General features: G+C 67.5%; 15 protein-coding genes. 5 read left to right on the forward strand and 10 right to left on the reverse strand.

Features of this window, described 5'->3' with window-relative positions; translation table 11 throughout:
• Window positions 1-771: 771 nt before the first annotated feature.
• The 4 genes from E0H73_RS39750 to E0H73_RS39765 all read right to left on the reverse strand — a co-directional run bounded on the left by E0H73_RS39750 (window position 772) and on the right by E0H73_RS39765 (window position 5191).
• The gene (locus E0H73_RS39750; RefSeq protein ID WP_131365486.1) at window positions 772-2373 is read right to left on the reverse strand and encodes an ABC transporter permease; all 1602 of its coding nucleotides are present in this window, start codon (window positions 2371-2373) and stop codon (window positions 772-774) included.
• A gap of 8 nt (window positions 2374-2381) precedes the next feature.
• On the reverse strand, window positions 2382-3284 hold the full coding sequence (locus E0H73_RS39755; RefSeq protein WP_131365488.1) for an ABC transporter ATP-binding protein: 903 nt from the start codon (window positions 3282-3284) through the stop codon (window positions 2382-2384).
• Between the two features lie 88 nt (window positions 3285-3372).
• Entirely contained in the window at window positions 3373-4038 is a 666-nt protein-coding gene (locus E0H73_RS39760) for a TetR/AcrR family transcriptional regulator (RefSeq protein WP_131365490.1), read from the reverse strand.
• A 172-nt stretch (window positions 4039-4210) separates the two neighbouring features.
• A complete protein-coding gene (locus E0H73_RS39765; RefSeq protein ID WP_131365492.1) occupies window positions 4211-5191 on the reverse strand; it encodes a calcium/sodium antiporter in 981 nt (326 codons plus the stop codon).
• A gap of 152 nt (window positions 5192-5343) precedes the next feature.
• Between E0H73_RS39765 and E0H73_RS39770 the strand changes: the two genes are divergently transcribed.
• The 4 genes from E0H73_RS39770 to E0H73_RS39785 are packed head-to-tail and all read left to right on the forward strand — an operon-like array spanning window position 5344 to window position 7680.
• Window positions 5344-5916 carry a TetR/AcrR family transcriptional regulator gene (locus tag E0H73_RS39770; protein WP_202867800.1) on the forward strand — a complete coding sequence of 191 codons (573 nt, stop codon included), beginning with the start codon at window positions 5344-5346 and terminating at the stop codon, window positions 5914-5916.
• Window positions 5913-6665: an ABC transporter ATP-binding protein gene (locus tag E0H73_RS39775; RefSeq protein ID WP_202867801.1), complete on the forward strand. Its 753-nt coding sequence runs from the start codon at window positions 5913-5915 to the stop codon at window positions 6663-6665. Before E0H73_RS39770 ends, E0H73_RS39775 begins: the two co-directional genes overlap by 4 nt.
• Window positions 6662-7438 (forward strand): ABC transporter permease, encoded by a 777-nt coding sequence (locus tag E0H73_RS39780; protein WP_165556015.1) that lies wholly within the window; start codon window positions 6662-6664, stop codon window positions 7436-7438. Before E0H73_RS39775 ends, E0H73_RS39780 begins: the two co-directional genes overlap by 4 nt.
• Window positions 7414-7680, forward strand: a complete 267-nt coding sequence (locus E0H73_RS39785; RefSeq protein ID WP_131365498.1) for a hypothetical protein — start codon at window positions 7414-7416, stop codon at window positions 7678-7680. Before E0H73_RS39780 ends, E0H73_RS39785 begins: the two co-directional genes overlap by 25 nt.
• A 111-nt stretch (window positions 7681-7791) precedes the next feature.
• Here the strand turns inward: E0H73_RS39785 and E0H73_RS47630 are convergent, their stop codons facing one another.
• Window positions 7792-8052 (reverse strand): hypothetical protein, encoded by a 261-nt coding sequence (locus tag E0H73_RS47630; RefSeq protein ID WP_238164573.1) that lies wholly within the window; start codon window positions 8050-8052, stop codon window positions 7792-7794.
• 444 nt (window positions 8053-8496) lie between these two features.
• Complete coding sequence (locus E0H73_RS39795; protein WP_337590343.1) at window positions 8497-9030, reverse strand: Lrp/AsnC family transcriptional regulator; 534 nt, start codon at window positions 9028-9030, stop codon at window positions 8497-8499.
• Window positions 9031-9180: 150 nt separating this feature from the next.
• Between E0H73_RS39795 and E0H73_RS48515 the strand changes: the two genes are divergently transcribed.
• Window positions 9181-9465, forward strand: a complete 285-nt coding sequence (locus E0H73_RS48515; protein WP_420323452.1) for a chitobiase/beta-hexosaminidase C-terminal domain-containing protein — start codon at window positions 9181-9183, stop codon at window positions 9463-9465.
• Window positions 9466-9826: 361 nt separating this feature from the next.
• Here E0H73_RS48515 and E0H73_RS39805 read toward each other — a convergent pair whose 3' ends face one another.
• The 4 genes from E0H73_RS39805 to E0H73_RS47645 all read right to left on the reverse strand — a co-directional run bounded on the left by E0H73_RS39805 (window position 9827) and on the right by E0H73_RS47645 (window position 12173).
• On the reverse strand, window positions 9827-10240 hold the full coding sequence (locus E0H73_RS39805) for an anthrone oxygenase family protein (RefSeq protein ID WP_238164574.1): 414 nt from the start codon (window positions 10238-10240) through the stop codon (window positions 9827-9829).
• Window positions 10241-10324: 84 nt separating this feature from the next.
• Window positions 10325-10474, reverse strand: a complete 150-nt coding sequence (locus E0H73_RS46255) for a hypothetical protein (RefSeq protein ID WP_165556016.1) — start codon at window positions 10472-10474, stop codon at window positions 10325-10327.
• Window positions 10475-11292: 818 nt separating this feature from the next.
• Window positions 11293-11733, reverse strand: coding sequence for an alpha/beta fold hydrolase (locus E0H73_RS47640; RefSeq protein WP_238164575.1), 441 nt, complete (start codon window positions 11731-11733; stop codon window positions 11293-11295).
• A 41-nt stretch (window positions 11734-11774) separates the two neighbouring features.
• The gene (locus E0H73_RS47645; protein WP_238164576.1) at window positions 11775-12173 is read right to left on the reverse strand and encodes an alpha/beta fold hydrolase; all 399 of its coding nucleotides are present in this window, start codon (window positions 12171-12173) and stop codon (window positions 11775-11777) included.
• Window positions 12174-12387: the final 214 nt, after the last annotated feature.

A 12387-nucleotide genomic window follows, 5' to 3' on the forward strand; every position in this document is an offset into this window, starting at 1 on the left:
CAGCCCCGCAACATTCGAATCAACCCCAGCCACCACCCACGAACAGGTAGCGTGAACCAACCTCACACCAACCGTGTCCGTCGAACCGGGTCAACCCCAAAGAACATGTACCCAATCGTCGGGTGGTCGTTGTTCCATCCCTTGTTCGCCGGGTAGATGCACATCCTGTTGTACGGGCATCCATGGATGCTGTCGGAGTCCGTGCCTGCCTGCGCAGGAACGGCTGCGCCAGTGGCCGCACTTATCGATGCGACAAGTAGCACGAACGCCATCAGTAGTCTTCTCATCGTCTTCGGCATTCGGTGGTCCTCCGATGGTGGCCGGGGATGGGTGGACACCCGGGACGCTAGCTACTGGCAGATCTCTGGCGGTCGAGTTGGCGACTACCAGCCAGAGGTCGGTGGTGCGGTCTGCGATAGCCGGGAGGCCTGAGTTCGCCGCTTGGTCGCCTTCAGTTGGCTGGCGCCGCGGGTCGGCCAACGATCAGCTCGCATCGTTCAAGGTGTACGGGAACTGTGATGTGGTTGGCCTGCACGAGCATTACAACCCGTTCACGAACGGCAGGCAGCAGTTGTGTCGAGGCAGCAAGTCCGACGTAGGCAGTTACCTGTGGAGGCACACGACGTCATTGGTTGTCTACGACGGCTGAGCCTCGGCGACGAGACCTGTGCGAGCCCGATGGCACGGGCGGACATTCGGGCTCGCACGTCATGGTCACATCGGTACTGGCGGCCGGATGTTGTGTCGGTGGCGAGATCGTGATCCCGGAGATCAGGTCGTCTCGATGTCGCGGTGCCGGAAGGTGGTGCTGCCGATGACGGCGAGAGCGGCCGCCAGCCCGGTCAGGATGAGCAGCGGTACGACGGGCAGGTTGGCGAGCGGGGCCGCGGTGGTGTGGGCGAACGGGGACAGGTCGGTGACCCAGTCCGGCAGGTCGAGCAGGGCGCCGAACATGCCGAAGAAGACCGCGTACCCGACGACGATCCAGGCGAGTGCCGAGGCCGATGGCCGTACGCCGAACAAGGCCGCCGCGACGCCGGCCACGACCATGACGGCCGGGAGAAACGCGAGTGTGCCGACCGTGAGCTCCGCGATCGTGCCGGGTCCGGCCGCACCGCTCACCGCCCCCAACCCGATTCCGAGACCACTGATCACCAGCAGCGCGGCGGAGGCAAGCGTCGTGAACCCCAGCCACGCGAAGAACCAGCGCCGGCGGTCGACCGAGGTGGCGAGGGCCGCCTCTGTGTGACCGGTGCGTTCCTCGGATCGCAGCCTCAGTACGGAGATCACGGCGAAGGCGCCCACGAGGAGCGCGAAGAACAGGGCCATCGTCGAGTAGAAGGCGTCGACCGGATCCTGACCGCTCGCAGTGAACACCTCGCCCAACTGTGGGTTGTCCGCGACGGCGTCGACGACGGAGTCGCTGAGAGACCCCATCGGTACGGCGAACACGAACAGCCCGATCGCCCACCCGATGAAGCTGACGCGCTGCTGGCGAACGGCCAGCCCGAAAGGCGTCGACAACGACGGTGCGGCGTCGGCCCGGCCCAATCTGGGCGGAAGCAGTCCGGCACCGACATCACGCCGTACCGAGACCGCATAGCCGATCACGACGGTCACGACGAGGACCGCGATCGAGAGCAGCAGCGGCCACCCGCGGAGGTCGACGAACGGGCGGGCTTGTTGCGTCCAGGCCAGCGGCGACAGCCAGGACAGCAGGGTGCCGCCGGGCTGGGAGACGTCGCCGATGGCGCGCAGCAGGAAGGCGGCGCCGACCGCCGCCATGGCGAGACTCGAGGCGGCGCGCGAATGCTCGGTCAGTTGAGTGGTGACGACGGCGATGCCGGCGAACGACAGCCCGGTGAGCCCGATGCCCGCGCCGACGGCGAACGAGTCGGTTGCGGGAAGGTCGCCGCTGAGCATCGCCAACGCGGTGAGCAGAGCGACGCCGACGTTGGCGATCACGGCGACGATCAGCGCGGCTGTGGTGGCGGCATGCCGGCCGACGACGGCCGAGCGGATGAGTTCGGCGCGGCCGGTCTCCTCTTCGGCACGGGTGTGGCGGGTGATGAGGAAGATGCTCATCATCGCGGCCGGGATAGCCAGGTAGAGCACCATTTCGTTGGTGATCATGGCGCCGAGGGTGTAGTTGTCCAGCCCGTAGCCCGGGCCGGACATCATCTTGGCCGCGGGTGAGTCCATCAGTCCGGCGCGGACCTGTCGCTCCGCGGGGGTGCTGTAGACGGTCGGCAGGGCGCTGACCGCGTACAGCATGCCGAGCCCGATGGCTCCGATCCAGATGGGCAGTTTCACCCTGTCTCTGCGGAGCGCGAAACGTACGAGTGCGCCGGTGGCGGTGAGATCTTCGTTCATGGCCCAGTTCATGAGTCGGCTCCGACGAGGTCGTCGCCGTACTGGCGGAGGAACAGTTGCTCCAGGGACGGCGGGGCGCTGTGCAGGGTACGTACGCCGAACTGTCCGAGCTGCCGGATCACGGCGGGCATCTCGTCGGCGTCGACGTCGAAGGTGACCTCGCTGTCGTCGTACCGCAGATCGTGTACGCCGTTCAGCGCCGCCAGCGTGGTCGGCTGATGATCGAGGGTGGCGGTGATCGTCGTCCGCGTCAGGTGCCGCAGCCCGGCCAGTGTCCCGGACTGGACGGCGCGGCCGTTGCGGATGATGGTGACGGTGTCACAGAGCTTCTCGACCTCGGCGAGGATGTGGCTGGACAGCAGGACGGAGCGCCCGGCCTGCTTCGCATCGGCGATGCAGTCCTGGAAGACGGTCTCCATCAGCGGGTCGAGACCTGACGTGGGTTCGTCGAGGATCAGCAGTTCGACGTCGGCGGCGAGTGCCGCGACCAGGGCGACTTTCTGCCGGTTGCCCTTGCTGTAGGTGCGGCCTTTCTTCGTCGGGTCGAGTTCGAACCGCTCGAGCAGCTCGTTCTTGCGAGCCTTGTCGGGGCCGCCACGGAGGCGGGACAGCAGGTCGATCGCTTCGCCGCCGGTCAGGTTCGGCCACAGGCTCACGTCACCGGGGACGTAGGAGAGCCGGCGGTGCAGGGCGACGGCGTCGTTCCACGGGTGCTTACCGAGCACCGAGACGTCGCCGGAGTCGGCGCGCAGCAGGCCGAGCAGGACCCTGATCGTGGTCGACTTGCCGGCCCCGTTCGGGCCGAGGAACCCGGCCACCTGACCGGTCGGGACGGACAGGTCGAGGCCGTCGAGGGCCTTCACCTGACCGAAGGACTTGTGCAGTTGCGAGATCTCCAGGGCAGCAGGCATTGCTGAACCTCTCCAGAGTGTTCCGGGATACTCCCGGCGTGATGTCGTCTTCGGGGCATCGCAGCGGCGACGCCGTGTCCGCAAGTACTTACCGCTGCTCGGCGGCCGGCGGATCGGGGACGTACATCAGGTAGTCGTCGAGCATCGTACGGTCGACGAACAGGCCGTCGGTGAACAGCTCCAGCGCGGGGAGGGTGATCTCGTCGGACATCCGACGCAGCTCGTCCCGGAAGTCGCTGACCTCCACGGCCTTGCCGTGCAGGGACATCCACAGCAGCAGCGAGCCCGTGTGCTGGTACGTCAGCCACCGGGCCCGGGCGGCCGGGTCGCGGCTCGGCCGGATCATGCCGGACTGTACGCCGGCCTCCAGGTAGTCCTCGGCGTCCTTGGCCATCCGGTCGACGAAGACCTTGCCGAGTTCGCCGCCGGCCTGCATGCTGCGCAGGGCATACATCGCGTACGGCGCGTACTGCTCGACCTCGGCGAGCTGCGCGATCGCGTTCACGCTCCGCGTCGTCGCCTTCATCTTCTCGGAGTGGATGAACTCCAGCACGTACGCGTCGCAGGCCGCGCGCAGACCGTCCTTCGACCCGAAATGGTGGACGACAAGTCCCGCGGTCACACCGGCATCCGCCGCCACCGCACGCAGCCCGGCCGAGAACCCGTCCCGCCCGAACCGCTGGAGCGCGGCATCCCGGATCCGAGCCGCCGTACCGACCGGCGGCTCACTGTCCGAACCCTGCGTTGAACGCACGTTCAAAGGCTAAACGAGTGTTCAACGCGCGCGCAACCCCTCGGTGATCGCCCGACTACGGCCCAGGTGCCCGTGCCGGGACCGAGGACGATCAGGCTCTCGCCGTACCGAGCTCGATCGTGACAACGAGGCCTCTGGTGTTATCCGCCGAACGGACTCGTGTGTCAGAAGCTCAGGATGAGAGCAGTAGCGGCATTGTGAGGGCGTACGCGCCGAGCAGGACGAGGGCCTCGACGCGAGTCAGCGCAAGGCCCCGGCGCAGCAGCATCCAGGCCAGGCCGGCGGTCAGGATCATCGTGACGCTCAGGGCGACGGCGGCCCGTTCGGTCGCGGCCGGACCGGAGGCGAGTCCGACGACCGCGCCCCCGACCAGACTGTTGAACAGGTTGCTGCCGAACAGGTTTCCGACGACGAGCTCGGACTCGCCGCGGCGCTGAGCCTGCACAGTGGTCACCAACTCCGGCAGCGACGTACCGAGCGCGACGACTGTGAAGCCGATGATGACCTGTGGTACGGCGAGATCGGTCGCGATCGCCGACGCGTTCGAGACCAAGAGCTGAGCACCGACCAGGACTCCCGCCAGGCCGAGGACCGCGCGCACCGGCTCGAACCATGCCGGCAGTCTCGACGCTTGCACGGGCACGTCAACGGTCGCGGGTGCCTGCGTGAACTCCGTCGCTTCCTCCGCGACGTCCTCGTTGCTGCGCCCTTCGCGGGCCCAGCGCACGAGGGCGAACACCGCGCACACGCCTGCGACGGCGAGCGCCACACCGGTCACCGGGCTCAGGCCCACCCACGCCAGAAACGAGAACAGGACCACGGCGGCCACGGCGAGCGGCACCTCGCGACGGATCACGTGCGAGGTCACCGCCACCGACCCGGCCAACGCTGCGATGCCGAGGACGAGCGTCAGGTTCAGGATGTTGGACCCGGCGATGTTGCCGACCGCCAGACCGGTGTCCCCGTGCGCCGCGGCGACACCGGAAACGAGGAACTCAGGCGTCGACGTACCCAGACCGATGACCACGACACCGACCACGACCGGGCTGATCCGCAAGCGCTGCGCCAGCCGAGACGAGCCGAGGACGAGGTGATCGGCCGCCAAGGTCAGGACGACCAGCCCCGCGACAGCAAGCAGAATCCGGAACAGCATGAGATCGCCCTTCGGTCGGCACACCACACCCCGCCGCCGACCAGGCTTCCCGGCACACCATCGAGCAAGCTACACGATTTATTGCGCTGTCTCCTTCCGTAGGGAGTGTCCGTGGTTGTGCACCGACGGCTGTTAGTGACTAACATTTGGGTGTGGTTGCGCTGAGTTCGGCCCGTTCGTTGCGTACCCGGGCGCGGATTGTGGATGTTGCGCTCGACCTGTTTGAGCGTGACGGTTACGAGGCCACGACGACAGCGCAGATCGCCGCGGCCGCAGGTGTGACGCCGATGACGTTCTTTCGGCACTTTTCAACGAAGGCTGCAGTCGTGGTGTCAGATCCGTACGACCCTGTCATTGCCGAGGCTGTCGAGGCGCAGCCCTTGAGTTTGCCTGCGTTGGAGCGCACGCGCCGAGGCATGCTCGTGGCTCTGGAAGCACTTGGCGCGCTCGAGGACGTGACGGCGCGCAGACGAGTCGCGCTGGCTGCCTCGCATCCGGCCCTGCGCGCTGCGGTCGCGGAGGCGACGGTGGCCACAGAGCAGGCCATTGTCGAGCGCCTGGTGCGCGGCGGCGCGGACAAGTTCGACGCCAGGATCGCTGCGGGGGCTTGCCTGGGTGCGGCCACGGCTGCGCTACTGGCCCTTCCTGAATTCGGTGGCACGCTGGCCGAGGCCGTGTCCCGGGCGTTGAGGCAGCTGGAGCCGTACGGACGGAGTGTCTCGTGACCGCCGCGTTGGAACTCGACGGAGTCAGCCGTGCGTTCGCCGGTCGGCCTGCCCTCGAGGGATTCACGCTCCGGGTCGAGCCCGGGGAAGTCGTGGCGATCATCGGGCTCAACGGTGCAGGCAAGACCACGGCGATGCGGATCCTCGTGGGTCGCTTGACGGCCGATCGCGGCACCGCCCGGGTGCTCGGCACCGACCCGGCGCATCTGCCTCGCGCGGCGTCGCTGCGGTTCGGCCATGTCGTTGACACGCCGCTGGTCTACGGCGAGCTGACGGTCCGGGAGAACCTTCGGTGCGCCGGACGGCTGCACGGGTTCTCCGCCATCGGCGCCGCTCGGGCCGCCGAGCAGGCGATGTCGCGGTTCGAGCTGGAACCGTGGGCCGACGTACGGGGTCGCGCCTTGTCGCAGGGAAATCGGCAACGGGTAGGGATCGCCGGGGCTGTTCTGCATCGCCCGATGGCACTGGTATTGGACGAGCCGACCAGCGCTCTGGACCCGCGTGGCGTTGTCATCGTCCGCGAGCTGGTCCGTGAGTTGGCGGTCAACAGCTGCGCGGTGCTTGTCTCGAGTCATCATCTCGACGAGGTCGCCCGAATCGCGGACCGAATCGCGGTTGTGCACGCCGGACGCGTCATCGGATCGCTCGGGCCCGGCGAGACAAACCTGGAGCGCCGCTTCTTCGCCATGGCGCTTGCCGACGACGAAAGCCGAGCGGCGACAGGCTCAGTACGAGATGGCCGACCGTGAACGCGATCGCAACCGCCTGGTCCGTTGAGCTGCTCAAGCTCCGACGTAGCGTCGTGGCCTGGGTGGTCACACCGCTTCTGGTGGTGATAGTGCCGTTGGCGAGCGTGGGTTCGGTTGCGCTCGCCCGCTCGCCCGACCTCTCCGGGCCGGCGGCCGGGAAGTTCGGCGCCTTCGCGACCGGTCCCCTCGCTGTGGCCTGCCTCGAGGTGTGCGGGCAGATTCTGTCGGTTGCCACCCTGGGCGCCGGCGGCTTCGCGGCCGCCTGGACATTCGGACGAGAATTCGGCGAGGGTACGGTCGGTGCCCTGTTCGGACTGCCCGTCCCGCGACGTTCGATCGCTCTCGCGAAAGGGCTTCTGCTCCTCTGCTGGCTCACCGCGTGTGTTCTCCTGGCCGTGGCCGTCACGATCGGCGCCTCGATGGTGGTCGGCGGCAAACTCGGCCCCGATGCCTGGCTGGCCGCCGGGATCGGGCTCGGGGCAGGCTCCTTGGGCGTCGGGCTCGCGCTGCCCTTCGCCTGGGTCGCCACCGTCACCCGCAGCGCGCTGGGGACGGCGGGTGTCCTGGTAGGGCTGGTCGCCGTGACACAGGTCATCGTCGTGCTGGGGGCGGGGTCGTGGTTCCCGTACGCAGTCCCGTCCCTGTGGGCTGGGGCCGGCGGACCGGAGGCGTCCGCGGGGATAGGTCCGGCCGCGGTCCTACTAACCGCCGCCGTCGCGCCGGCCGGACTGGCGGCAGTCGGTTGGGCGTGGGCAAGGCTGAGCGACGTCTAGCGACGGCGGTACTCCGGCTCGCCCCTGCCGAGCCGGTGCTGGCGATCCACGTGGCCTGGAGTGAGTTCACCGATGAACCTCTGGTGAACAGCACCGTCGCCCAACTCGTCCGGCCGGCCGAGACCGTGCGCAAGAACTCATCACCGAGAGCGGTTCATGACCTTCATTCCTTCGGCATCATGGCCCGGTATGCCGGCCGGCGGCTACGCGAGCAGGGTCCGCCGCCGGATCCGGCGGCGTGACGAGAGCGCGGAACTCGAACTCGACGAATCGGTCCCGCGGACGCCGCCGTTCGTTCCCCGCGGAGCCACCAGCACGCTCGAGTCATTGGCCAGGATCTTCCCGGTGACGACTCATCCGTTGCTCGATCGCGCCTTCGATGTTGCCTTCGCCGTGCACGAGTACGCGCCCAGCTCGACAGCGGCCTCGCGCTTGTCACGTGCGATCGCGACCGTCTCGAGTCCCATGGCAGCAGCGAACTGCACCGCAAGATGGCCGAGACCTCCGATGCCGAGCACGGCGACCAGGTCACCGGGCTCGGCGCCGGAGTACCGCAGGGCATGGAACGTGGTGACGCCGGCGCACCCGAACGATGCCGCTTCCGGAAGGGGCATCCCGTCAGGAACGTGGACAAGTGCGGACGCGGGGACCGTGATCGTCGTCGACCAGCCGCCGACGTACGACAGGCCCGGGATCTGCCGGTCCGGACAGTGGACGACGTCGCCGCCGCGGCAGGCGGCGCAGTGCCCGGAGCTGCCGCCGAACCAGCCGACGGTGGCGTTCGTGCACGCCGACCACCTGCATCGGTGCCGTCGCTTCGGTGACCTGCACGGCCCGATGATCGCGGGAATCGTTCCGGGACAAGAAACGCCTCGCCCGGGTCAGGCGGCGTCGCAGATGCGGATGTCGGGGACGCCCTGCAGCAACGCGGACAGGCCTCCGACGACTAGACGCCCATACGGATCCGGTCCTCACCGGGTTCGGTCAGCCGCCTGGCATCCGGAGCCCCTCGAGATTGAGTCGTTCAATGCATCGAGCATAGGCACCGGCGCGCCGTCTCAGCGGACGGGATACGGCCGCAGCGGCACGGAGTGCTTCATCACGATTGTCGAGTTGAGCCCGGTGACTCCGGGCAGCTGGACCAGCGTCGACTCGTACAGCTTCTGGTAGGCGGCCAGGTCCGCACTGACGACGCGGATCAGGTAGTCCGGTTCCCCGAAGAGTCGTTGAGCCTCGATGATCTGCGGTACGTCGGCGATGGCGGCGTCGAACGCTTCGACGGCGCCGGGGCGGTCCAGCGCGGCGAAGACCAGCACCTCGAACCCGAGCCCCAGCGCCGTCGGGTCGGCAACGGCCCGGTATCCGCGCAGGACGCCGTCGTCTTCCAAGGTCCGCACTCGCCGTTGGCAGCGAGAGACGCTCAGCTGCACCCGGTCCGCCAGCTCAGTGATTGTAATTCGCCCTTGGTCCTGCAGGAGGGCAACAATCTCGCGATCGATCGCATCCACAGCTCGAAATCTATCGCCAACGGCCATTCTCTGCGCAAAAGAGGCGAACACCTTGCGCGCCGCCGGACGTACCGTTGATTGCATGCACCTCCATACCGCCCTTCACCCTCAGCACGGACCTGACTCTGACGCTCCTACCTCCGTCTTCGACGAGATCGTCGATCGCCGGCGGCATCGACCCAGGCCACGCTGAACGCGGCCGCGAACGCGCTCCGCGACGCACGGGCGGCGCTGATCCCGGTCGAGGTCTCGGAGGTTGCCGCGGACCCTGCCGCCGGAACCTATTCGGCCGCGCAATCGGTACACCTGAGCGCCGGCGCGGGAACGACCGGCGCACCGGAAGTCCTCTACACGGTCGACGGTTCCACGCCCCAGGCGCTGAGCCGGCAATACAGCGGTCCGATCGATGTCGTCGCCGACACGACGATCACTGCTCGCGCGTTCCACGTGGGGCTCAAGCCCGGACCACTCTCGGTGCTCCGTTATGTGATCGGGCAGCAGCCCTCGCGGGCACGGTGAAGATGTCCATGAGCTCGCCTACCCAGGCAAGGAGGGTCCAGTTGTGCAGCCCGGCTCGCTGATGCTTCCGCCTGGCGCACACGAGGAGCACAAGCTGATTGGTCAGCTGCCTACTCACGACACACGGGCGGGTTCGCACGGACGGTGAAGCGGCGGGCGTGGCGTGCTGGAGCCCGCTCCTGCAGGTCGATTCGCAGGGTTCGAGGACAACCCAGAGAGGCATCGCAGAGCCGTACGTGGGTCGATGAGCTATGGGCCCGGCATCAGTGGGCTTCGAGTTTGAGATGCCGAGGTGGAGGTGTTCTGGTGGTGGCTGAACACCGTGAAGACCCGGTAGGTGTTGGATGACTTCCGGCATCTGTCAGGCGGAGTGCTGCGGCGTTTCCTGTGCGTGTTTGCTGGGTGTATTCAGAAATGCCAGGGCGAGGACCAAGGCAGCGGTGCGTACGGCGTGGGCGATCTGCCAGCGGTCGCGCACCTGTTCCCAGGTCGGTGGAGGAGCCGTTGCGTTCCAGCTCTGCTGCTCGAAGTTGATGGGACCGTTGACGGTGATGGTCACAACCACCGCGAGCAAGAGCAGCGCAAGTGCGATCGCTGCCGGTCGGAACACGCGGCTGTGGGCGCGGTGTGTATGGACGACCAGCAGGACCGATGTGACGAAAGCGGCCGTGAAGGCTGCGCCGATGAACCAGCTGAAGGGACCGAACTCGGCTCGCCGCACTCGCGTGTACTCCGGCCCATCGAGTCCCCGCAGCGCGAGTTCGAGGACGAGCACGGTGAGGGCGATGCCGACCAGGACTCCGCAGCACAGCCGCGCTGCTGATCGTGTGCTCTCGACCGCGTTCGCAGCTCTCATTCGTCAGTCCAGGACGCTGTGCAGTTTCCGCGGAATCACTTGTGCCTCGTCGTCGACCGTCGCGTAGCCGGTGCGGCGGATGCGCTTCGGCGCCTCCTCGATGGAACGCCGACCGGTCGAACGAACCCTGATCGAGCGGACCAGAGCCTTCATGGAAATCACCTTCTAAGCCAATGATCCGTTCGAATGGAAGCCCGGTCACCAGAGATCAGAGTAGCCGTCCCGTGCGGGGCTGTGGAGGAGGCGTCCACACGTTGAGGACGCTGACGCTGCCCGCCGGACACGGCTTCGCTAGAGGCCTCCAATTCCCAGGGTGGCGAGGCGTTCGAAGCGGTCGTACACCTGCTCGGCCGGCAGGTTGGAGTGGTTGGTCCGCCGCCAGGTGAGCACCCCGACCGGGCTTTGTAGGCCTGCGCTTCGGCGAACGGCCAGCCGAGCAGACCATCGTGAGTCCGTCGTGGTGTCGGCGCCACTCCGAAGCCGTGCTCTGGGCGGATGTAGTTCTCAAGACCATTGGTAGGTGCGGATCCCCGAGCACGTCCTGCCGGTTTCGCGCCGTCCAGATGTACTCCGCTGACCGCGCAATTCCCCGGATACCTCCCGCTGACGGGCCTTCTGGACGAGCCGGTAGGCACCGCGATCTACACCACCGAGTGTGCCGTCCGCCGACTCGACGTGGCTCGCGTCGTACGCGAACGAGCTCGTTGACTCCGGCAATTGTCCGGCGCCGCCCTGGGCACAGACCGACTGAGGTGCCGGCGTCAGTTTCGGCGAGGATGCGGTAGCCGATGGCGGTTTCGCCGTGTCGGGCAGCTGCTTCGGCGACGGTGCTGAAGTTGGCGGGCAGTCCGGGGAGCAGATAGCCGGGGCGGGTTTGGGAATCGAGTACGGCCGATCCGGGGACATGGCCAGGTCACGCAGATGGACGAATTGAAGTTGCGTGGTGCCTCAACCTGCGGGCCACGGTCCAGTCAGGTGTCCGGATCGGAACGCTGCGTCAGCTCTCTGACGGCGGCGGCGATGTCGGCGGGGACGTATTCCTGGAGGAAGTGTTTTGCCGGGACAGTGGGGATGTCAGCGAGCCGGGCGGCCAGGCGGGCCTGGACGCCGTACGTGCGCAACGGAAGGGCCGGATCCTTGCTGCCCCACAGCAGTCCCACCGGATATGCGCCGGAGCCAACGGCGGCTTCGTACCGCCGCCGCTTGTCGGTGGTTCGCTCGAAGGAGCGCATGATCCGCAGGAATGCGCGCCCCGAGTCGGCGCCGAGCAGCAGGCGCCGGTGCGCGTCGATCTCAGCGGCGGGCACACCAGGACCGACGCCGATCGTCCGCATCAGCGTGCGGAACACCACCGGTACGCCGGCCGCCGCGAGCCACGCCTGCCCGATGCCACGGTGCGCAAAGGGTTCCATCACCCAGGGGCGCCGAAAGGTGTCGACTGCAACAATCGTGTTCAGTAGAAGGAGCGACGGACGCGGCCAGAGTCGACGGCCGCGAGCTCGAATCCGACCGGCCCACCGATGTCATGAACGACGAGGTGCACCTGCCCCAGCCCGAGCGCGTCGAGCGCGCCGGACGCCCACTGACCGAGCCCCGTCCACGAGTAATCGAAGTCATCCGGTCGTGCGGCCAGTCCCAGGCCAGGCAGGTCGAATGCGACCCCGCGCAGTCCACGGCGTGCGAGTTCGGGCAGCACCGCACGGTAGACGAACGACGATGCCGGTACGCCGTGCAGGCAGACAACCGGCTCCGCGTCGGACGGGCCTTCATCCAGCACGAAACTCCGCACGCCGGCCGCGGTGAACGCCCGCCCGTGGTCGCGGTGAGCGGCCAGAACCTCCTCGACGTTCACACCTTGAACCATACTTGCGCAGCTGATCCGAGGTCATGTCAGGCGTCGGCCCCGATCAGCCGCAGTCCAGCCGACCACCCGGCACGCGCGCTTCTGATCGGCGGAGGGTGAGCGCTCGGTACGGCGACCACTACGGAGAAGCACAGCTTAAATTACGCGAACAAATCACGCTCGGAGGTCCTCCGATAACGGCACCCTTACCGCGCAGGAAAAT

Origin of the sequence: Kribbella pittospori (assembly GCF_004331465.1) — a bacterium.
In the GTDB taxonomy this organism is placed as follows: Bacteria; Actinomycetota; Actinomycetes; order Propionibacteriales; family Kribbellaceae; genus Kribbella; species Kribbella pittospori.